19 protein-coding genes are annotated in these 20,510 nt (G+C 69.8%); 10 read left to right on the top strand and 9 right to left on the bottom strand.

What is annotated here, in order from left to right; translation table 11 throughout:
- Positions 1-2: 2 nt before the first annotated feature.
- Both ACIQZO_RS11960 and ACIQZO_RS11955 read right to left on the bottom strand, forming a co-directional pair.
- Positions 3-344 carry a hypothetical protein gene (locus tag ACIQZO_RS11960; protein WP_403624266.1) on the bottom strand — a complete coding sequence of 114 codons (342 nt, stop codon included), beginning with the start codon at positions 342-344 and terminating at the stop codon, positions 3-5.
- Entirely contained in the window at positions 344-580 is a 237-nt protein-coding gene (locus ACIQZO_RS11955) for a hypothetical protein (RefSeq protein WP_403623883.1), read from the bottom strand. The genes ACIQZO_RS11960 and ACIQZO_RS11955 overlap by 1 nt, the downstream gene beginning before the upstream one ends.
- Before the next feature lie 221 nt (positions 581-801).
- Here ACIQZO_RS11955 and ACIQZO_RS11950 point away from each other — a divergent pair, with 221 nt between their 5' ends.
- Together ACIQZO_RS11950 and ACIQZO_RS11945 are read left to right on the top strand one after the other, a co-directional pair.
- Positions 802-1,596 carry a Scr1 family TA system antitoxin-like transcriptional regulator gene (locus ACIQZO_RS11950; protein ID WP_403623880.1) on the top strand — a complete coding sequence of 265 codons (795 nt, stop codon included), beginning with the start codon at positions 802-804 and terminating at the stop codon, positions 1,594-1,596.
- A complete protein-coding gene (locus ACIQZO_RS11945; protein WP_403623877.1) occupies positions 1,589-1,810 on the top strand; it encodes a DUF397 domain-containing protein in 222 nt (73 codons plus the stop codon). The genes ACIQZO_RS11950 and ACIQZO_RS11945 overlap by 8 nt, the downstream gene beginning before the upstream one ends.
- A gap of 100 nt (positions 1,811-1,910) precedes the next feature.
- Here the strand turns inward: ACIQZO_RS11945 and ACIQZO_RS11940 are convergent, their stop codons facing one another.
- From ACIQZO_RS11940 to ACIQZO_RS11925, 4 genes are all read right to left on the bottom strand, one after another.
- A complete protein-coding gene (locus tag ACIQZO_RS11940) occupies positions 1,911-2,900 on the bottom strand; it encodes a restriction endonuclease subunit S (protein WP_403623874.1) in 990 nt (329 codons plus the stop codon).
- Positions 2,901-3,072: 172 nt separating this feature from the next.
- The gene (locus ACIQZO_RS11935; protein WP_403623871.1) at positions 3,073-5,673 is read right to left on the bottom strand and encodes an N-6 DNA methylase; all 2,601 of its coding nucleotides are present in this window, start codon (positions 5,671-5,673) and stop codon (positions 3,073-3,075) included.
- A gap of 96 nt (positions 5,674-5,769) precedes the next feature.
- Positions 5,770-6,444: an RloB family protein gene (locus ACIQZO_RS11930; protein ID WP_403623868.1), complete on the bottom strand. Its 675-nt coding sequence runs from the start codon at positions 6,442-6,444 to the stop codon at positions 5,770-5,772.
- A complete protein-coding gene (locus ACIQZO_RS11925) occupies positions 6,444-7,712 on the bottom strand; it encodes an ATP/GTP-binding protein (RefSeq protein WP_403623865.1) in 1,269 nt (422 codons plus the stop codon). Before ACIQZO_RS11925 ends, ACIQZO_RS11930 begins: the two co-directional genes overlap by 1 nt.
- Positions 7,713-7,887: 175 nt before the next feature.
- On the opposite strand from ACIQZO_RS11925, the gene ACIQZO_RS11920 reads away from it, so the two are divergent.
- Together ACIQZO_RS11920 and tesB are read left to right on the top strand one after the other, a co-directional pair.
- Positions 7,888-9,045: an acyl-CoA dehydrogenase family protein gene (locus ACIQZO_RS11920; RefSeq protein WP_403623862.1), complete on the top strand. Its 1,158-nt coding sequence runs from the start codon at positions 7,888-7,890 to the stop codon at positions 9,043-9,045.
- A 26-nt stretch (positions 9,046-9,071) separates the two neighbouring features.
- Positions 9,072-9,950 (top strand): acyl-CoA thioesterase II, encoded by an 879-nt coding sequence (tesB, locus tag ACIQZO_RS11915; protein WP_030757002.1) that lies wholly within the window; start codon positions 9,072-9,074, stop codon positions 9,948-9,950.
- 12 nt (positions 9,951-9,962) lie between these two features.
- Here tesB and ACIQZO_RS11910 read toward each other — a convergent pair whose 3' ends face one another.
- Genes ACIQZO_RS11910 through ACIQZO_RS11900 form a run of 3 tightly spaced genes read right to left on the bottom strand, consistent with a single transcriptional unit; the run spans position 9,963 to position 12,300 of the window.
- Positions 9,963-10,814 (bottom strand): DUF4253 domain-containing protein, encoded by an 852-nt coding sequence (locus tag ACIQZO_RS11910; RefSeq protein WP_403623857.1) that lies wholly within the window; start codon positions 10,812-10,814, stop codon positions 9,963-9,965.
- Between the two features lie 44 nt (positions 10,815-10,858).
- Positions 10,859-11,665, bottom strand: coding sequence for a phosphatase (locus tag ACIQZO_RS11905; protein WP_403623854.1), 807 nt, complete (start codon positions 11,663-11,665; stop codon positions 10,859-10,861).
- A gap of 56 nt (positions 11,666-11,721) precedes the next feature.
- The gene (locus ACIQZO_RS11900; protein WP_403623851.1) at positions 11,722-12,300 is read right to left on the bottom strand and encodes a TetR/AcrR family transcriptional regulator; all 579 of its coding nucleotides are present in this window, start codon (positions 12,298-12,300) and stop codon (positions 11,722-11,724) included.
- A gap of 112 nt (positions 12,301-12,412) precedes the next feature.
- Between ACIQZO_RS11900 and ACIQZO_RS11895 the strand changes: the two genes are divergently transcribed.
- The 6 genes from ACIQZO_RS11895 (at position 12,413) to ACIQZO_RS11870 (ending at position 20,382) form a co-directional block, all read left to right on the top strand.
- Entirely contained in the window at positions 12,413-14,029 is a 1,617-nt protein-coding gene (locus ACIQZO_RS11895; RefSeq protein ID WP_403623848.1) for a carboxyl transferase domain-containing protein, read from the top strand.
- A 16-nt stretch (positions 14,030-14,045) separates the two neighbouring features.
- Positions 14,046-16,109 carry an acetyl/propionyl/methylcrotonyl-CoA carboxylase subunit alpha gene (locus ACIQZO_RS11890; protein ID WP_403623845.1) on the top strand — a complete coding sequence of 688 codons (2,064 nt, stop codon included), beginning with the start codon at positions 14,046-14,048 and terminating at the stop codon, positions 16,107-16,109.
- An 11-nt stretch (positions 16,110-16,120) separates the two neighbouring features.
- Positions 16,121-17,038 carry a hydroxymethylglutaryl-CoA lyase gene (locus ACIQZO_RS11885; RefSeq protein WP_403624263.1) on the top strand — a complete coding sequence of 306 codons (918 nt, stop codon included), beginning with the start codon at positions 16,121-16,123 and terminating at the stop codon, positions 17,036-17,038.
- Between the two features lie 7 nt (positions 17,039-17,045).
- A complete protein-coding gene (locus tag ACIQZO_RS11880) occupies positions 17,046-18,206 on the top strand; it encodes an acyl-CoA dehydrogenase family protein (RefSeq protein WP_403623842.1) in 1,161 nt (386 codons plus the stop codon).
- A 173-nt stretch (positions 18,207-18,379) separates the two neighbouring features.
- Positions 18,380-19,417, top strand: coding sequence for an ABC transporter substrate-binding protein (locus tag ACIQZO_RS11875; protein WP_403623839.1), 1,038 nt, complete (start codon positions 18,380-18,382; stop codon positions 19,415-19,417).
- 65 nt (positions 19,418-19,482) lie between these two features.
- Positions 19,483-20,382 carry a siderophore-interacting protein gene (locus ACIQZO_RS11870; protein WP_403623836.1) on the top strand — a complete coding sequence of 300 codons (900 nt, stop codon included), beginning with the start codon at positions 19,483-19,485 and terminating at the stop codon, positions 20,380-20,382.
- Positions 20,383-20,510 lie beyond the last annotated feature (128 nt).

The raw sequence follows: 20,510 nt of genomic DNA, 5'->3' as shown, positions 1-20,510 counted from the left end.
GTTCAGGCCCCCGCCGAGGGCTCGCCCCTCTCACCGGCGCCGTCAAGGACGGGTGCAGCAGGTACGGGAAGACGGGCGCCCCGGCTCAGCGCGATCCGGTGAACGTCACGCAGCGACTCGGTCATACGGGCCGCGAGGTAGCGGAGCTGAAGGGCGGTGACCTTGCGGTCCGCGAGCATGTCGGCGGCGTGGTCGAGGAGTTCGCCGGCCATGCCGAGCTGGACGCTCTCGATGTTGTCGGCGACCCGGGAGAGGTATCCGGTGCCGTCGCCGATGAGATAACAGGGCTTGTCGTCCGTGCCGGTCCACGGCAGCAGCCGTGCCCCGCCCGCCGTCTCGCTGATCACGCGGTCACCATCCTGCCGTGAATGAGACGTGGCCCGATGTCGATGCCGTGCACGGCCAGCCACAGCGCGTGTCGGCGGGCGCGCTGGCGCCGGGCCTCCGCTCGCTGTTCGCGCGCCGGGCGGTACGGGCGGACGCGCGGGCCGGCCCCGGGCGGCGCGGCGGGGTGGTGGCCCGCGGTGGGCCACAGGAACCGCAGCAGCGGCTCAAGCATGCGGGCGATACAGTGCGACACGTCGTCAACTCCGTTGAGGTTGATGGCCACGCCCCCGGACCGTTCACTGCGGTCGCGGGGGTCCTCCATGTCCGGCGAAAGATCCGGCCGGGCCCGTCACGACGGCATCAGTCGACGCGCGGGCATCGCTGTGTAGCGATCCGCTCACAGAGTGAGACGGCGCGGACTAGGCTCGCCAGGGGGTAGAGCGTGACGAATGCTTTGTCACACGGGAGTTGACGATGAGCAACATCTATGGGGACTGGTTGAAGGAACAGCGCATGGCGGCCGGCCTGACCCAACAGGAACTGGCCAACGCGGCTGTCATGACCCGTTCGCACATCTCACACATCGAGGCGGGCCGCCGCATCCCGTCGAAGGAGGACGCGCGGCGCTTGGACAGGGCTCTGAACACGGGGAATGTGCTGAGCAGCTTCCTGCCGGATGAGAACGCAGCGGTCGCCGACTACTTTGAGGCGGCCCTCCAACTCGAACAACAGGCGACGATGATCCGAGAGTTCGCGCTGTCGTTCGTTCCGGGCATCCTGCAGACGGAAAGGTACGCGCGTGCGGTTCTGAGCACGTCGTTCCCTCCAGTGGGTGAACAGGAATGTGACAGGCTCGTTGTCACACGGCTTGGGCGGGCAAAGGTGCTTGACGATCCGGTACAGCCGGTAGTTTGGGCGTTGCTGGACGAGGCGGTGCTACGTCGCGCGGTCGGCGGGTCGGGCGTCATGGCGGAGCAGATCATGCACATCGTCCGCTTGGTCGAGGCTGAGCGCATCCGCGTACATGTGGTGCCGTTCGCCCTGGGGTTTCACCCGCTGATGGAAAGCATGCTCACGCTGATGTGGTTCGAGGATCAACCGCCTGTGGCGTACAGCGAGGGCCTTCGTATGGGCAAGGTGCATGACTCCCCTTCCGTGGTTCAGGAGTTGCAAGGCCGCTACGATCTTGCGCTGAGCGACGCACTGCCGCTGAAGGAGTCATTGGCCCTGCTGAGGGCGACTGCAAAGGACTACGGACACCATGACTGAACACACCATCCCAGATGCTTCCTCACTGACCGGCTGGCGCAAGTCGACCTACAGCGGCAGCGAAGGCGGCAGCTGCGTCGAGGTATTGGACGGCTACCCGTCAGGCGTGCCCGTCCGCGACTCCAAGGCCTCGCACGGCCCCGCTCTGGTCTTCCCTGCGGCTGGCTGGTCATCGTTCGTCACGGCCGTCAAGGACAGGCATTTCCACGCGTGAGACCTGAGAACATCCGCATGTAAACCTTGCACCTATCGACGGACGGACATCGCCATACGCCGATGCCCACCCGATGCCCCCACCGCCGACTCATCTAGTCTCAGCAAGGAAAAGCGAGGAGACTGTTCGCGATCCCACGCTTGATGCTGCGCAGCTTGGCCAGCTCTTCGGTCTCCGCACCTACCTGTTGCGAAAAAGAAGCAACGACTGCAAGGACCTGCGCCTGCTCCTCGGGAGTTGGCAGGGGAACAGGAATACCTCGAACCGATTTCGCGGAAATCTTCACCATACTTTCCGATGTACCTTGCGCCATCGACCGAACATACCGGCGAGTCCGCATTGACATGAGAACAACACTCAAGAAGTCAGCGGAGTAACGCCCCGATGTTCCAATTCTCATCATGAGGTCCGGATAAATACAGGGCGTCCCCACGCCCCGATATACGCCAGCCAATCCGACCAGGTCTCGGGTGTTGGCTCGGCTCATCAGAAGATCCCCCTCCCTCAAGACGGCAGGATGGTGAGCCGTGACGGACGGAGGGGCGTTCTTGAGCTGGACCGGCTCGAACCCCACAGGAGTCAGACAGCCAAGCCCCAGCATCTGGATGCCAGTCCACGTCTCACTCTCCACGGGAGAAAATCCGTTGCGGATGCCATCGTCCACGACGTCCCCCAAGGTGCGGTCCCAGTCAAGAGCGTCGAGCAGGCCCTCTATGGCGCCTGCCTTGGCGGCTCCAAGCTTGGCAATCGACGCCTCGATGGAACGCTCCTGTTCCGACACGGCGTCAAGCACCTCGACGATCCGACGCTGCTCAACAATCGGGGGAAGCGGGAAAGAATACCCCGCCAAGTCGCCCCTGTTGACCTTCGGAATTCCAGTACGACCCGAGAGATTCTCTGCATATTTCGAGAACCTCTCGCCGAGGATAACCGAAATCAAGAAGCGTCCAAGGATCTCTTCCCCAGGCGTCAGCGGATACATGTCTGCCGAGCAGGTGCCTGAAAAGTCGGCGAGGGCGGCCTTGCGAAGAGACGGCCTAATTTTACTGAACACCACGTCCCCGGGCTGCACGACATACTTGCCACTCAAAGCGCCCTGATCCCCCGCTGACGCGCGCTTGAGGATCCTCCCGGTACCCGATTCCACGTGGTCTGGAGCAAGCAGCACGCGGCTCCGGTAGGGCTCAACACGTGGATCGACTTGCCCGCTAGGGAGACTAACAAGATCTGTGAGGCGCCGAATCGGCCAAGCCTTAATTCCTTCACTCCGCATAGCGAAGCTCCTTCAGGAACCCGTCCAGCACCGCCGCCGCCTTTTCTCGCCCCGCCCGGATCTCCCGCAGCGACACGGCATACTTGCCCTCGCACACTCCATACGCATCGGTCAGCTCACGTCGCCGCTGCACCACATGGCCGTCCAACTTGCCCGCCAGGTCATCCCTCAGCAGTTCCAGAACCACCCGCCGCTCGCCCTCCGGGTCCAGCGCTTGCCTCCCCGCGAAGAGCCCCGGAGGGTCCTCGTCCAGCTTGGGCGGGTCGCTCGGCCAGGGGAACCAGAACTCCGCCTCAAGGCGCTTGATCAGGGCGGCCGCCTTGGTGCGGTCCTTCTTCACCTGGGCCAGCTCCGCCAACTGCTCGACGCTCAGAGCGACTTCCTCGCGTGCCGGGGCGTCGCTGTCCGCGTCGTCCCCGCCTTCGCCGTCCTCGGACGGTTCTGGCTCGGCATTGAGTTCCTTCCAGCGCGCGTCCAGCTCCGCCTTCCGCGCGTCCGCCTCCGCCAGCTTCTCCAAGAAGTCCGGGGCGATCGCGGCGACCACCTTGTGGGCGTAGGCCTGGCGCCGCTCAGCGGCCGTGCGCTTGCGTAGCTTCCGGGTCTTCGGGTCCTGTTCCGGAGCGAGCAGTGTGTCGACGTTCTCCACCCAGCCGTCGAGGACGCCCGCGAACCCGTTCTCCGACAGGGCGAGCAGGTCGTATTTGGCCTCGTACCACCAGCCGGCCACCGCGCCGGCGAGCGCGTACCGGTCGAGCAGACCGACCCCACCCAGCCGCTCGACGAACGACTCCATCAACGAGCCGCGCACCGCCATCAGCGCGACCTTGCGCTCCGAGGGCGTCAGGTCGGCCAGGCGCTCGGGGGTCGCCGCCACCGCCTCCAGGTGGCGGGCCTCCTCCTCCCACCACTTCGCGAAGGCGACCCGCAGCGCGTCCTCTCGCGGGCGCGCCAGTTCCGCCAGCCGGGCCGCGTCCGGGCGCTGCCCCTCCGGCAGGAAATCCACGTACTCCGGATCCACCGGGTCGCGCTCGGCGAACAGGTCGGTCAGCTTCACCCCGTACGCGTCGAGGAGCTCCTGCTTCGCCTCGATCTCCGCGCGCGGTACCCCGCCCACGAGGTGCGCCCGCACGTCCTGCGGCTCCGGCGGCGGTGTGTTGTCGACGTAGCGGCGGATGTTGAGGTTGTCGTCGTTCTCCCGCAGCTCCTCGCGGCTCACGGCCCGAGAGAAGCCCGGCACCTCCGCGTACGCATGGAAGGTGGAGGTGATCTTCTCGGCGTGCTCGGGCAGCAGGACGTTCTGTGCCGACTCCTTGCGGTACTCCCGGTCCGCGTTGATGAACAGCACCTTGCCCGCCCGCGCCGGGTCCTTCCGACCCGGAGGACGCAGCAGCAGGATGCACGCCGGGATGCCGGTGCCGTAGAAGAGGTTCGGGGCGAGGCCGATGACCGCCTCGATCGCGTCCTCGTCCAGCAGCTTCGTGCGGATCTCCTGCTCGCCGCCCCCGCGGAACAGCACGCCGTGCGGCATGACCGTGATGACCATGCCTCCGCGCCCCTCCCGCTTGGTCTCCCACAGCATGTGCTGGAGGAACATCAGGTCGGCCTTGCCACGCTCGCTCGTGACCCCGTACGCCGTGCGCTGAGCGCCGTGTTTGAGGTCGGCGAGCGCGTAGTCCATGGAGAACGGCGGGTTGCTCAACACGCCGTCGAACCGGTCCGCGTCCGTCCTCGGTACGTGCGCCGGCTCAGCCAAGGTGTCGCCGGTGCGCAGGTCGAAGCGGCGGACGCCGTGCAGCACCATGTTCATCGTGGACATGATCCAGGAGCCGCTGTTGGCGTCCTGGCCCGCGAAGAACATGTCCGAGGTGTCGCCGCCGTGCTCCTCCACGTACTCCTTCGCGTGGATGAGCATGCCGCCCGAGCCGACGCAGGGGTCGTAGATGCGCATGCCCTGCTTGGGGCCGAGCAGCTCGACCATCATGCGGACCACCGCGCGCGGGGTGTAGAACTCGCCGCCCTTGCGGCCCGCCGAGTCCGCGAACTCCTTGATCAGGTACTCGTACGCGGCGCCGATCAGGTCGGGGAACTCGAAGTCGTCCGTCCGCAGCCGGATGCGCCCGAAGTGCGCGATGAGCAGCTTCAGCCGCTGATCGGCGAGCTTCGCCGCGCCGGCCGCCGTACCCGAGCCGCCGATGCGGTTGAAGTCCAGGTGATCGAAGAGGCCCTTGAGCTTGCTGTTCTGGCCTTCCAGCGCCTGGAGGGCGGGGCGCAGACGGTCCTCGTTGATGTTGTGGGTGGCCGAGGAGATCCGCTGCCAGCGGGCATCCTTCGGTACGAACAACACGTCACGGTCGCCGTACGCGGACTCCTGCTCCAGGTAGCTCTCCAGCACCTCCCCGTCGAGGCCCAGCTCCTTGGCCGCGTACTCCCGAATGAGGTCCCGCGCGGCTTCGAACTCGTCATTGGCCCGCTTCAGGAAGAGCAGACCGAAGATGTAGTCCTTGTACTCGGAGGCGTCCATCGTGCCGCGGAGGATGTCCGCGGCGGCGAACAGATGCCGCTCCAACTGCGCGAGCGTGAGCTTGGCCACGAATACGACTCCCTACGACCCCGGTGTGTGACGTAGGAACCCTACGGCGGCGGCGGGGTCCGGCGGAAACCGTTCCCCGAACTGGGGCCGGTCCCGTCAGTACGAGGCGATGCCGAGCCCGTCCTCGACGAAGGCGAAGACGTCGGTGTACGGATCGCGCTTGACCAGCGGCACATGATCGCCGTGCCCGGCGTTCATCTTCACGGCGCGCTTCTTGGCCTCGACGAAACTGCCCCGCGCGATCTGTTCCGGCAGCACGCTCTTGATGTTCGCCGCGTCCTTGGCGAACGGGAGCCGGTCCGTCACCTGGCCGCAGACCCCGCCGAAGGTGCCGGTCACCGGCTTGTGGTGCAGCAGCCGCCACACCTCGAAGCAAGGGTGCGAGAAGGCCACGCGTACGTCCCCGTCCCGGGCCTGCTTCAGCGCGGTGTCGATGGACTCGTGCTCGTCGCGGTCGAACAGGCACCAGACCTGGGGCCAGAACTCTTTCTTCAGGCCGCTGCGCTTCGCGTCGCGGGCTTCCTCCCGCATCAGCCGCACCGCCGCCTCGACCAGCTTGATCGGCTTGCGCTGGGACCCGGGAGCGCTGGCGTTGGCGATCCGTACCTCGACCGCCAGGGACGGGTCGGCGTAGACGCCCTGGTCGCGGATGATCCGGATGTAGTCGGGCTCGGTGACCTTGCCCTCGGTGAAGACGTGCACGACCCGGCGGCGCCGCCCGCGCTCCTGCTTCGCGGGCCCCAGCGAGTCCTTCCCCCTCGTACGCGCCATCAGCTCAGCTCCGCCCCGTGCCCACGATCCCGTTCACGTTCCTGTCCTGTGGCGGCCAGCAGTCGCCGGGCGATCTGGCCCTCCATGAGGTCGGGGACCGCGCCGAAGGCCCCGGCCAGATAGGACTTCATCAGGTCCTCGCCCTCCCCCGGGGAGGCGGCGCTCAGCGGGTACAGATCGGTAGCCCCGTCCTTGTCCTTCTCCGTCAGCCACACCTGGCCCGGCTCCAGCAGGCGCGCACCGCTCGGCGTGGTGAGCACCGAGGGGTCGTGCGAGGTGAAGGCGAGCTGCGCGCCATTCGGGTTGGCGTCCGGGTCGTGGAAGAGCCGGACGACCTCGGCGGCGAAGCGCGGGTGCAGGCTGGCGTCCAGCTCGTCGACCAGCAGTACGGCGCCCTCGTCGAGCGCCAGCAGCAGGGGCCCCAGGAGGGCGTACCAGGAGCGTGTGCCGTAGGACTCCTGGTCCCAGTCGAAGGCCACATTGCCGGTGGCGGAGCGATGAGTGAGCTTCACCGCGACCCCGTCCTTGCCCTCGGGGACGACTTCCGCGCCGGTGATGCCCAGATCCGCGACCTGCAAGAGTTCCTTGATCCGGCGGGCACGGCCACCGGACAGCTCCCGGGTGGTGAATCCCGCCCGCTCCGCCCGTTCGTCCTCCGGGTTGATCAGCCACAGATTGCGGCGGAACCAGTGGAAGAGCGGCGAGAGCTGCGGGTGGTTGTCCGTGCCGGCGGTGGACAGCAGCAGGGCGTTCGGGCGGGTGCGCCGCGCCAGGTGGACCCGGTCCTTGACCCGGGCGCCCGGCCATTCGTAGACCTCGGTCCGCGAGGCGTCCCGGTCCAGCCAGACCTGGCGGTGGCCCCGGGGGTAGCTGTGCAGCCATTCGGCCTCGACCCGCGCCGGGCCGAGCTCGAAGCCGTACGTCCAGCGCACGCCGTCGATCACGAGGTCGGCCTCAAAGAAACTCGGCTCGCCCTCTTCCTTGGCGTCCAGTGCGAAAGAGCGGCGCGGGATGGTGTCGTACGAGGCCCAGTGCGCGTACGAATTGAGGACGGCCGTGCGCATGTCGGTCATGGCGGCCAGCACATTCGACTTGCCGGAGGCGTTGGCTCCGAAGATCCCGATGAGCGGCAGAACCCCCAGCGAGCCGCTGCCTGCGAGCTCCAGCGGGCGGGCGGCCTCGCTCGGCTCGCCCTCGGGTACGACGAAGGACAGTTCCTGCTCGTCACGCAGGGACCGTACGTTCGCAGTGCGGAACCTCAGCAGCATGCCGCCCCCTCTCCGCGGCCAGGGTAATGGCACGGGGTGACATCGGCTTGCGCTGGGTGGCATTGGAGCGTGCTGGACCTCACTCTGGACAGGGCAGACAACTGGCCGGTAACTTAATCTGAGCAAGCGCTTAGCCCACGGCGGCGGACCGCCGCGACCGAAGGAGGCCGCCACAGTGCGCCGTACCGTTTTCAACGAGGACCACGAGGCGTTCCGCGAGACCATTCGCGCCTTCATCGAGGCCGAGGTCGTCCCCGTGTACGACGAGTGGTTCGCAGCCGGCCAGGCGCCGCGCGACTTCTACTACAAGCTCGGCGAGCTGGGCGTCTTCGGCATCAACGTGCCCGAGGAGTTCGGCGGCGCGGGCCTGGACACCCACAAGTTCGAGGCCGTCCTCTACGAAGAGACCTCGCGCGCGGGCGTCAACTTCGGCGGCTCCGGCGTGCACGTGCTGCTCGCCCTCCCCTACATCAAGATGCTGGCCGACATCGAGCAGAAGAAGCGCTACCTGCCGAAGTTCGTCTCCGGCGAGGAGATGTGGGCCCTCGCGATGACCGAGCCGGGCACCGGCTCCGACGTCGCGGGCATGAAGACCACCGCCAAGCTCTCCGAGGACGGCACGCACTACGTCCTCAACGGCTCCAAGACCTTCATCACCGGTGGCGTCCACGCCGACCGCGTGATCGTCTGCGCCCGCACCTCCGCCCCCAGCGAGCAGGACCGCCGCTTCGGCATCTCCCTCTTCGCCGTGGACACCAAGTCCGAGGGCTACTCCATCGGCCGCAAGCTGGACAAGCTGGGCCTGCGCACCTCCGACACCGCCGAGCTGGCCTTCGTCGACGTCAAGGTCCCGGTCGAGGACCTGATGGGCGAGGAGAACAAGGGCTTCTACTACCTCGGCGCCAACCTGCCCTCCGAGCGCTGGGGCATCGCCTTCGGCGCGTACGCGCAGGCCAAGGCCGCCATCCGGTTCGCCCAGCAGTACGTGACCGAGCGCACCGTCTTCGGCAAGCCGGTCGCCCACTTCCAGAACACCAAGTTCGAGCTGGCCGCCTGCCAGGCAGAGGTGGACGCCGCCGAGGCCGTCGCCGACCGCGCCCTGGAGGCCCTGGACGCCGGTGAGCTGACCGCCGCCGAGGCCGCCTCCGCCAAGCTGTTCTGCACCGAGGTCGCGCACCGCGTCATCGACAAGTGCCTCCAGCTGCACGGCGGCTACGGCTACATGAACGAGTACCCGATCGCCCGCCTGTACGCCGACAACCGCGTGAACCGCATCTACGGCGGCACCAGCGAGGTCATGAAGTCCATCATCGCCAAGTCCATGGGCCTGTAAGGAATCAGGGCACTTACCCTTCCCCCATGAACGAGGCACTGACGACGCTCCTCGATCTGCTCGACCTCGAGCAGATCGAGGAGAACATCTTCCGCGGTACCAGCCGGCCTTCGCTGGTACCGCGTGTCTTCGGCGGCCAGGTCGCGGCCCAGGCCCTGGTCGCGGCCGGCCGGACCGTCCCCGCGGACCGCATCGCGCACTCGCTGCACTCCTACTTCCTGCGCACCGGGGACACCTCCGCGCCCATCGTCTACTCGGTGGACCGGATCCGCGACGGCCGCTCCTTCACCACGCGCCGGGTCGTCGCCGTCCAGCACGGCCAGCCGATCTTCCACCTCTCCGCGTCCTTCCAGACGTACGAGGACGGCCTCGACCACCAGGTCGCCATGCCGTCCGCCCCGGACCCGGAGTCCCTGCCCACCGCGGCCGAGTCACTGCCCGCCTACCGGGAGATCTTCCGCGATCCCGGCACGGTGGAGCGGCTGATCGAGACCCGGGAGGCGGTGGACCTGCGTTACGCCACGACCCCGCCCTGGGGCAGTGTCGGCGAGCCGGTGGAGCCGCGCTCTCAGGTGTGGTTCCGTACGGCCGGCAAGCTCGACAGCGCCGATCCGCTGCTGCACACCTGCCTGGCCACCTACGTGTCCGACATGACCCTGCTGGACTCGGTGCTGCTCGCGCACGGCCGGGGCGGCTGGGCGGTGGGCGACGTGGTCGGCGCCTCGCTGGACCACGCGATGTGGTTCCACCGGCCCTTCCGCGCGGACGAGTGGCTGCTGTACGACCAGGAGTCGCCCTCGGCGGCCGCGGGCCGGGGCCTGGGCCAGGCCCGCATCTGGACGCAGGACGGCCGGCTGGCCGTGACGGTCATCCAGGAGGGCGTCGTCCGCGTCCCGCGCGCCTGAGGAGCACGCGACTCAGTCCCACCAGAATCCCCAGTGGCTGCTGCCGGTGACCGCCTCGTCGGCGTAGGCCCGGATGCTGCCGGAGCCCTGCCGGATGTTGTCGGGCGAGACGGCGAAGTGCTCCGCCGCGACGGGGAGCGCGTGGGCGACCGTACGCGGCGGGGCCGCCACGGACACGTGGAGCTCGTCGAAGCCGAGGGCGACCACGCGGGCGCCGAAGCGGTCCTCCCAGGAGCGCAGGACCGTGCTGATGAGGGCCGTGTCGTTCTCGTGGTTGGTCGGCCCGCACCAGCCCATCGCGGTCGGTACGTCCGCCCCGCGGCCCGCGGGGACCAGGGCGAGCCGCGGGCTCGGCAGGAAACCGCTCGCGATCAGCTCGTCCGCGAGCTGGCAGGCGGCGGACTCCGAGTCTGCTCCGCCCTGCGGCCCCGCCTCGGCGAGCCCGGGCCAGTCCCGGCCGAAGGGAGCGATGAGCTCCTCTCCCTCCGTCCCCTCCTCGGGGTCGGGAACCACCGCGGCCCAGAAGTCGCGCAGCACCGGCTCGACATGGTGGTCGTCGGGGTCGGGCATCCGCTCCGGGAGGAACTCCCGCTCCTGCCACCAGCGTTCCAGCCCCCGCCGCCCCTGGATCAGCACGGCCTGCAGTCCGGCGGCCTCGAGCTCGGGGGTCCGGTGCGCGGCGAGCGCCCCGACCCCCAAGGCCTCGCCGGACACCCGGAGCAGCGGCTCGGCCGCCTTGCGCCACCCCCGCCGGACCGACCGGGAGATGAGCTCCCCCGCCGGCAACCGGGGCCCCAGGCAACGCCCTTGGGGATCGTCGGCCAGTACGGACAGCGGGTTGTGCGTCTTCGCGGACTTCGGCATGCGGCGACCGTAGCCACCGCCACCGACAACCGGACCCGGACTGCCTACGCGCCCGACAGGCCCGCCGCGTCCAGGAGGTACGCCACCATCGGGTCGTAGTACCGCGGGTCGCGGACGTGGTCGTCCAGCGGGATCGTCACCTGGAGGGTGCCCTCCGCCTCGCCGATGAACAGGGCCGGGTCGTTGCAGTCCGCGTAGCCCACCGCGTCCAGACCGCGCTGGGCCGCGCAGCCCGCCCAGCCGTGGTCGGCGGCGACCAGGTCCGGCAGCGGACGGTTCTCGGCCGCCAGGCCGTCCAGGATCGCGGCCATCGGCTCCGGCGAGTGGGTGTGCCACAGGGTCGCGCCCCGCTCCAGGACCGCGACGTCGGCGAACTGCCACACCGAGCCCTCGTTCGCGGTCAGCCCGCGCGGGATCTCCACGATCTCGCAGCCCGCGGCGCGCAGGGCCGCCGCCGTGGCCCGGTGGACGTCCAGCAGGCCGCCGGGGTGCCCGGTGGCGAACAGTACGCTCTGCCGGTCCAGCGCGGCCTTGCGCAGCCGGGCCGCCAGCCGGTCCAGGCCGGCCACGGTCAGCTCCGGGTCGATGGTGTCCTGGCCGTGGCGGAACTCGGGGTCGTCCACGACCCCGCACCGCTCCGCCATCACCGCGAGCACGTCCTGCTCGTCCGTCCAGCGGTCGCCCAGCTCCAGGCCGAGCCAGTAGTGCCGGTCGCCGTTGGCGAGCTTCCTGTAGTGGCTGAGGTTGTTGTCGCGCGGGGTCGCGACCTGTCCCGCGATCCGCGTACGGACCAGGTGGTCGATGAGTTCGGCACGGCTCGGCGGCTCTATCGGCTTCGGCATACGGGCCATTCTGCCGCCGCCGGGCCGGAGCCGGCGCGTCCATTCCGATCGGCGGACGCCCCGGCTCATGCCGACAGCGCCCCGAACGCTCCGTGCACGAGGCGCCGCAGCAGGGCCTCCGTGGCCTCGCGCCCCAGGGCCGCCAGGTGCGGGGTGGAGTTGAGCAGGCCGAAGACCGCGTGCACGGCGACCCGCACCTCGGCCTCGCCGACCTCGGGGTGCAGCTCCCGTACGACCTCCACCCACAGCTCCACGTACTGGCGCTGCAGCTGCCGTACGAGCTTGCGGTCGGTGTCCCGGAGCCGGTCGAGCTCCCGGTCGTGCAGGGTGATCAGCGCCCGGTCGTCGAGCGCGAAGTCGATGTGGCCGTCGATGAGGGAGGACAGCACCCGGGCCGGTTCGCCCGCGGCCTGCGCCACCCGGTGGCGGCCGCCGGTCAGCAGCCGCTCGCTGATGCCGACGAGCAGTTCGGCGAGCATGGAGTCCTTGCCCGCGAAGTGCCGGTACAGGCCGGGGCCGCTGATGCCCACCGCGGCCCCTATCTCATCGACGCCGACGCCGTGGAATCCACGCGCGGCGAAGAGACGAGCGGCCTCACTGAGGATCTGCTCGCGACGGGTGGGGGCGGCCGCTCTGGTGCTCATGGGAAACCATTCTAGACAGGGCCGTTAGCGGTCGTTAACCTAAGCCCCACACACGTTAACGCTCACTAACAGCGTGCACCGAGCAAGTGGAACGAGCAAGGGAGCTCGACCGATGCAGCAGGCACCAGTGCTGACGAGCGCCGCGGACCCGGCGTCCGAGGCCTGGCGGACCAACGAGGCCGCCCACCGCGAGCTGACCGAGGGCCTGCGCGCCCGGCTCGACGCGGCCCGGCTCGGCGGCGGCGAGAAGGCCCGCGCCCGCCACACCGCCCGCGGGAAGCTCCTCCCCCGCGACCGCGTGGACACCCTCCTCGACCCCGGATCCCCCTTCCTGGAGCTGGCCCCGCTGGCCGCCGAGGGCATGTACGGGGGCTCGGCCCCCGCCGCCGGGGTCATCGCGGGCATCGGCCGGGTCAGCGGCCGCGAGTGCGTGATCGTCGCGAACGACGCCACCGTCAAGGGCGGCACGTACTACCCGATGACCGTCAAGAAGCACCTCCGCGCCCAGGAGGTGGCGCTGGAGAACCGTCTCCCCTGCCTCTACCTGGTCGACTCGGGCGGCGCCTTCCTCCCCATGCAGGACGAGGTCTTCCCCGACCGGGAGCACTTCGGCCGCATCTTCTACAACCAGGCCCGCATGTCGGGGGCCGGCATCCCGCAGATCGCCGCCGTCCTCGGCTCCTGCACCGCGGGCGGGGCCTACGTACCGGCCATGAGCGACGAGGCCGTCATCGTCCGCAACCAGGGCACGATCTTCCTCGGCGGTCCGCCGCTGGTGAAGGCCGCCACCGGTGAGGTGGTCACGGCCGAGGAGCTCGGCGGCGGCGAGGTCCACTCCCGGGTCTCCGGCGTGACCGACCACCTCGCGGAGGACGACGCGCACGCGCTGCGGATCGTACGGAACATCGTGGCGACCCTGCCCGAGCGCGGGGACCTGCCCTGGTCGGTCGAGGCGCCGGAAGAACCCAAGGTGGACCCGGACGGCCTGTACGGCGCGGTCCCCGTCGACTCGCGCACCCCGTACGACGCCCGCGAGATCATCGCCCGGATCGTGGACGGCTCCCGCTTCCAGGAGTTCAAGTCCGAGTTCGGACAGACGCTGGTCACCGGCTTCGCCCGGATCCACGGGCACCCGGTCGGGATCATTGCCAACAACGGCATCCTGTTCGCCGAGTCCGCGCAGAAGGGCGCGCACTTCATCGAGCTGTGCGACCAGCGCGGCATCCCGCTCCTCTTCCTCCAGAACATCTCCGGCTTCATGGTCGGCAAGGACTACGAGGCCGGCGGCATCGCCAAGCACGGCGCCAAGATGGTGACGGCGGTGGCCTGCACCCGGGTGCCGAAGCTGACGGTGGTCGTCGGCGGCTCGTACGGCGCCGGCAACTATTCGATGTGCGGCCGGGCGTACTCGCCCCGCTTCCTGTGGATGTGGCCCAACGCCAAGATCTCCGTCATGGGCGGGGAGCAGGCGGCCTCGGTGCTCGCCACGGTCAAGCGCGACCAGATCGAGGGCGCGGGCCAGCAATGGCCCGCCGAGGACGAGGAGGCCTTCAAGGCCCCGGTCCGCGCGCAGTACGAGGAGCAGGGCAACGCCTACTACGCCACCGCGCGGCTGTGGGACGACGGGGTCATCGACCCGATGGAGACCCGGCAGGTGCTGGGACTGGCCCTGACCGCGTGCGCGAACGCCCCCCTGGGCGACTCCGCTTTCGGCATCTTCCGTATGTGACGTGAGGACCTCACTGATGTTCAGCACTGTTCTGGTGGCGAACCGGGGCGAGATCGCGGTACGCGTCATCCGCACGCTGCGGCAGCTCGGCATCCGCTCCGTGGCCGTCTTCAGCGACGCCGACGCGGACGCCCGCCACGTCCGGGAGGCCGACACGGCCGTCCGCATCGGCCCGGCCGCGGCCGCCGAGAGCTACCTCTCGGTGGAGCGGCTGCTCGACGCCGCCCGGCGCACCGGCGCCGAGGCCGTGCACCCCGGCTACGGCTTCCTCGCCGAGAACGCGGCGTTCGCACAGGCCTGCGCCGACGCCGGACTCGCCTTCATCGGGCCGCCGGCGAGCGCCATCTCCCTGATGGGCGACAAGATCCGCGCCAAGGAGACCGTGAAGGCGGCGGGCGTGCCCGTCGTGCCGGGCTCCTCGGGCAGCGGCCTGACCGACGCCGAACTGGTCTCCGCCTCGATGGAGATCGGTATGCCGGTGCTGCTGAAGCCCTCGGCGGGCGGCGGCGGCAAGGGCATGCGGCTGGTGCGCGACGAGGCGGTCCTGGCCGAGGAGATCGCGGCGGCCCGACGCGAGGCGCGGTCCTCCTTCGGCGACGACACGCTGCTGGTCGAGCGGTGGGTGGACCGGCCGCGGCACATCGAGATCCAGGTGCTGGCCGACGCCCACGGCAACGTGGTGCACCTCGGCGAGCGCGAGTGCTCGCTGCAGCGCCGGCACCAGAAGGTGATCGAGGAGGCGCCGTCGGTCCTGCTCGACGAGAAGACCCGGGCGGCGATGGGCGCGGCGGCGGTCGACGCGGCGCGCTCCTGCGGGTACGTCGGTGCGGGCACGGTGGAGTTCATCGTCCCGGGCGGCGACCCCTCCTCCTACTACTTCATGGAGATGAACACCCGCCTCCAGGTCGAGCACCCGGTGACGGAGCTGATCACCGGGCTGGACCTGGTGGAGCAGCAGCTGCGCGTCGCGGCGGGCGCCCCTCTCGGCTTCGACCAGTCCGAGGTGACGCTGACCGGGCACGCCATCGAGGCCCGCGTCTGCGCGGAGGACCCGGCGCGCGGTTTCCTGCCGTCCGGCGGGACCGTGCTGGCGCTCTCCGAGCCCTCGGGCGGTGCGGTGCGCACGGACTCCGGGTTGACGGCGGGCGTGCCGGTGGGCTCGACGTACGACCCGATGCTGTCCAAGGTCATCGTCCACGGCCCGGACCGTCCGACGGCCCTGCGGATGCTGCGGGCGGCCCTGGCCGACACCGTGATCCTGGGCGTGCAGACCAACACGGGCTTCCTGCGGCGGCTGCTGGCCCACCCGGACGTCGTCTCGGGCAACCTGGACACCGGGCTCGTGGAGCGCGACCTCCTCTCCCTCCTACCGGAAGGGGTCCCGGACGAGGTGTACGCGGCGGCGGCGCTGCTGGCGCAGCCCCTCGCGAAGCCGCAGCAGGAGGGGTGGGTCGACCCCTTCGACGCGGGGAGCGGCTGGCGCCTGGGCGGCACCCCTGCCTGGACGGTGCACCACTTCCGCCTCCCGGGCCAGGACCCGGTGGAGGTTCGCATCCGCCCCGTGGGCACGGACGCCGAGCTCGTCATCTCCGACCCGGCCGCGCCGAATCCAGCCTCGCCGGCGGTTGAGGCGCGGGGTCCGGGGCAGAGCCCCGGCACACCGGCGCGAGCCCGCGTCCTCACCCGCACCACCGACACCGTCGCCATCGAACTCGACGGCGTCACCCACCGCTTCAGCCACGTCGCCTCCCCGGAGGGGACCTGGCTGGGCCGTGACGCTGACAGCTGGCACGTCCAGCACCACGACCCCGTATCCGCTCACGGCGCGGCGAGCGCAGGGGCGAACACCCTCGCCGCCCCCATGCCCGGCACCGTCACCGTGGTCAAGGTGGCCGTCGGCGACCGGGTCGCGGCCGGCCAGAGCCTCCTGGTCGTCGAGGCCATGAAGATGGAGCACGTCATCTCCGCCCCGCACGCCGGCACCGTCACCGAGCTGGACGTGACCCCCGGCACCACGGTCGCCATGGACCAGATCCTGGCCGTCGTCACCCCGGACGAAGAGACGCAGGAGGGCGCGTGAACAGGCTGCCCATGAACGTCCCGGCCCCCGGCCTCCCGGCCCGGGTCCGCATCCACGAGGTCGGTGCCCGCGACGGGCTGCAGAACGAGAAGGGCGCGGTCCCCACGGCCGTCAAGGCGGAGTTCATCCACCGCCTCGCCGCCGCCGGGCTGACCACCATCGAGGCCACCAGTTTCGTGCACCCCAAGTGGGTCCCCCAACTGGCCGATGCCGAGGAGCTGTTCCCGCAGCTCGCCGATGTCGCGGCGGATCTGCCCGTGCTCGTCCCCAACGAGCGCGGCCTCGACCGCGCGCTCGCCCTCGGCGCCCGGCGCATCGCGGTCTTCGGTTCGGCCACCGAGACCTTCGCCTCCCGCAACCTCAACCGCACCGTCGCCGAGTCCCTCGCCATGTTCGAGCCCGTCGTGGCCCGGGCCAAGGAGGGCGACGCGCACGTGCGCGGCTACCTCTCGATGTGCTTCGGGGACCCCTGGGAGGGCGCGGTCCCGGTCCACCAGGTCGTGTCCGTCGCCAAGGCCCTGCTCGACCTCGGCTGCGACGAACTGAGCCTCGGCGACACGATCGGCGTGGCCACCCCGGGTCATGTCCAGGCGCTGCTCGCCGCGCTGAACGAGGCCGGCGTCACGACCGACCGGATCGGCGTGCACTTCCACGACACCTACGGCCAGGCCCTGTCGAACACCCTCGCCGCGCTCCAGCACGGCGTGACCACCGTCGACGCCTCCGCAGGCGGCCTCGGCGGATGCCCGTACGCGAAGAGCGCCACCGGGAACCTCGCGACCGAGGACCTGGTGTGGATGCTCGACGGCCTCGGCATCGAAACCGGGGTCGACCTGGCCTCCCTCACCGCCACGAGCGTGTGGATGGCCGAACAGCTGGGACGCCCCAGCCCCTCCCGTACCGTCCGCGCCCTCTCCCACAAGGAGTAGTCACACCATGTCCCTCGACCACCGGCTCACCCCTGAGCACGAGGAACTCCGCCGCACCGTGGAGGCGTTCGCGCACGACGTCGTCGCCCCGAAGATCGGCGACCTGTACGAGCGGCACGAGTTCCCCTACGAGATCGTCGCCGAGATGGGCCGCATGGGCCTGTTCGGCCTGCCCTTCCCGGAGGAGTACGGCGGCATGGGCGGGGACTATCTCGCCCTCGGCATCGCCCTGGAGGAGCTGGCCCGCGTCGACTCCTCGGTCGCCATCACCCTGGAGGCCGGCGTCTCGCTGGGCGCCATGCCGCTCTACCTGTTCGGTTCCGAGGAGCAGAAGCAGCAGTGGCTGCCGAAGATGTGCTCCGGCGAGATCCTGGGCGCCTTCGGCCTGACCGAGCCGGGCGCCGGCTCCGACGCGGGCGGCACCCGCACCACCGCCGTCAAGGACGGCGACGAGTGGGTCATCAACGGCTCCAAGTGCTTCATCACCAACTCCGGTACGGACATCACCGGTCTGGTCACCGTCACCGCCGTGACGGGCCGCAAGGCGGACGGCCGCCCGGAGATCTCCTCGATCATCGTCCCGTCCGGGACCCCGGGCTTCACGGTGGCCGCCCCGTACTCCAAGGTGGGCTGGAACTCCTCGGACACCCGTGAGCTGTCCTTCGACGGCGTACGGGTCCCCCTGGCCAACCTGGTGGGCCAGGAGGGCCGCGGCTACGCGCAGTTCCTGCGGATCCTCGACGAGGGCCGGATCGCCATCTCCGCGCTCGCCACGGGCCTCGCGCAGGGCTGTGTGGACGAGTCGGTGAAGTACGCCAAGGAGCGGCACGCCTTCGGCAAGGCGATCGGCGACAACCAGGCCATCCAGTTCAAGCTGGCCGACATGGAGATGCGCGCGCACATGGCCCGCGTCGGCTGGCGCGACGCGGCCTCCCGGCTGGTGGCCGGCGAGCCGTTCAAGAAGGAGGCGGCGATCGCGAAGCTGTACTCCTCGACGGTCGCCGTGGACAACGCGCGCGAGGCGACCCAGATCCACGGCGGCTACGGGTTCATGAACGAGTACCCGGTGGCCCGCATGTGGCGGGACTCCAAGATTCTGGAGATCGGCGAGGGCACGAGCGAGGTCCAGCGCATGCTGATCGCGCGCGAACTGGGCTTCGCCGGCTAGCCGTAGAGCTCGCGCGGAGCTGTCCGGGGCTCGTCCGGACAGCTCCGGAACCGGGCGAAAACGAGGGGGCCCTGAAAAACTTAGGGCCCCCTTACCGTTTCAGGCCAAGGTTAGGCTAACCTTCCCCACGAACGGCTCAGTGGCCGCCCGGCACGCACGAAAACGGAATCGACATGCCCAAGTCCCGAACCTCCTCCTTCACCCGTCGCGGCTTCGTCGCGGCCGGTGGCGCCCTCGGCCTCGTAGCGGTCCTCGCCGCGTGCGGTGGCACCGACTCGGCGAAGGGTGACGGCGGCAAGGACAACGGCGCCGCGGCCTCCGGCCCCTGGACCTTCAAGGACGACCTCGGCAAGGACGTCAGCACCAAGTCCACCCCGAAGAACATCGTCGCCTTCACCGGCACCGCCGCCGCGCTGTACGACTACGGCATCCCGGTCAAGGGCGTGTTCGGCCCGACCAAGACCGCCGACGGCAAGCCCGACGTCCAGGCCGGCTCGATGGACATCTCCAAGGTCGAGATCCTCGGCAACGTCTACGACGAGTTCAACGTCGAGAAGTACGCGGCCCTCCAGCCCGAGCTCCTCGTCACCAACAGCTGGGACGGCAGCTACTGGTACGTCCCGGAGGCCTCCAAGGACAAGATCCTGAAGCTGGCCCCCGCCGCCGCGATCAAGGTGGGCGGCGACGTCACCCTCGACAAGGCGCTGGAGCGCACCGCGGACCTCGCCAAGTCCCTCGGCGCCGACATGAACGCCAAGAAGACCGTCGACGCGAAGGCCCGCTTCGAGGCCGCCGCCGCGAAGGTGCGCGAGGCCACCAAGGCCAACCCGGGCATCAAGGTGCTCGTGGGCTCCGGCTCCGCCGACCTGTTCTACGTCTCCACCCCGGAGACCTCGGCCGACCTGAAGTACTTCAAGCAGCTCGGCGTCGAGTTCGTCACCCCGGAGAAGCTGGACGAGGGCGGCTTCTTCGAGAGCCTCAGCTGGGAGAACGCCGGCAAGTACAAGGCCGACGTCGTCCTGCTCGACAACCGCACCGGCACCCTGCAGCCCGACACGCTGAAGGAGAAGGCCACCTGGGCCGAGCTCCCCGCCGTCAAGGCCGGCCAGATCACCCCGCGCGTGACCGAGCCGATCTTCTCGTACGACAAGTGCGCCCAGCTCCTGGAAGACCTCGCGAAGTCCATCCAGAGCGCCAAGAAGGTCAGCTGACCCCCGGCGCCCGGTGACCCCGGGCGCCTGGCACGCCGTACCGACTCCCAGGGGGACCTCTCCGCATGACCGCCACCGCATCCGACGCCCCGGCCGTCGCACACTTCCGGTTCTTCGAGCTCGAAGTCGTCCGCACGCGCCGTCTGGGCCACTCGTTCCTGCGGGTCACGTTCGGCGGGGAGTCCCTCGCGGGGTTCCACTCGGGCGGCTTCGACCAGAGCCTGTCGCTCTTCCTGCCCGCGTCCGGCCAGGAGCACACGGTGCTCCCGTCCACGGACGAGGACACCTGGTTCGCCGCCTGGCGCGCGATGCCGGAGGAGGAACGGCCGGTGATGCGCTCCTACACGGTGCGCGAGCAGCGCCGTACGCCCGAGGGAGTGGACGAGGTCGACATCGACTTCGTCCTGCACGGGGACACCGGCCCGGCGTCCCGCTGGGCGGGGCAGGCAGTGACCGGCCGCCGGATCCTGGCGATCGGCCCGGCCGTCCGGGAGAACAAGTCCGTACGCTTCCAGCCGCCGGCCGGCACCGACGCGATCTGGATGTACGCGGACGAGACCGCACTGCCGGCCGCGGCCGCGATCCTGGACCGGCTGCCCGCCGGGAGCAGGGTCCGGGCCTGGTTCGAGGTCCCGCACGAGGACGACCGGCTGGACCTGGCGACGCTCGCCGACGCGGACATCACCTGGATCGTGCGCGAGAGCGACGGCCGGGAGCGGACGGAGCAGGTGCTGGGCGCGCTGCGCGCGGCCGAACCCGCCGCGGCCGAAGCCCCGTACGCCTGGCTGGCGGGCGAGGCGGGCACGATCCGCTCGGTGCGCCGGCACTTCGTGCAGGAACGATTCATCGACCGCCGCGCCGTGCGTTTCACCGGCTACTGGCGACTCGGCGCGAGCGAGGAGCAGCTCCTCGCCGAGGCGTACGCGGGCAAGGCTCCGAGCGAGGATCCGACGTCCGACCTGTAGTCAGCTTCCTTACCCCATAGAGCAGTTGCGACGGGCCCCGGCATTTTCAGCCGGGGCCCTTCCGTATTTGGCCAATTACTAAGGTTAGGCTAACCTAATCAACGCACGCCACACCCCACCCCTCTCCC

It is taken from the genome of Streptomyces sp. NPDC097617, from assembly GCF_044761485.1.
GTDB lineage: Bacteria > Actinomycetota > Actinomycetes > Streptomycetales > Streptomycetaceae > Streptomyces.
This window is presented reverse-complemented; position numbering and strand designations above follow the sequence as displayed.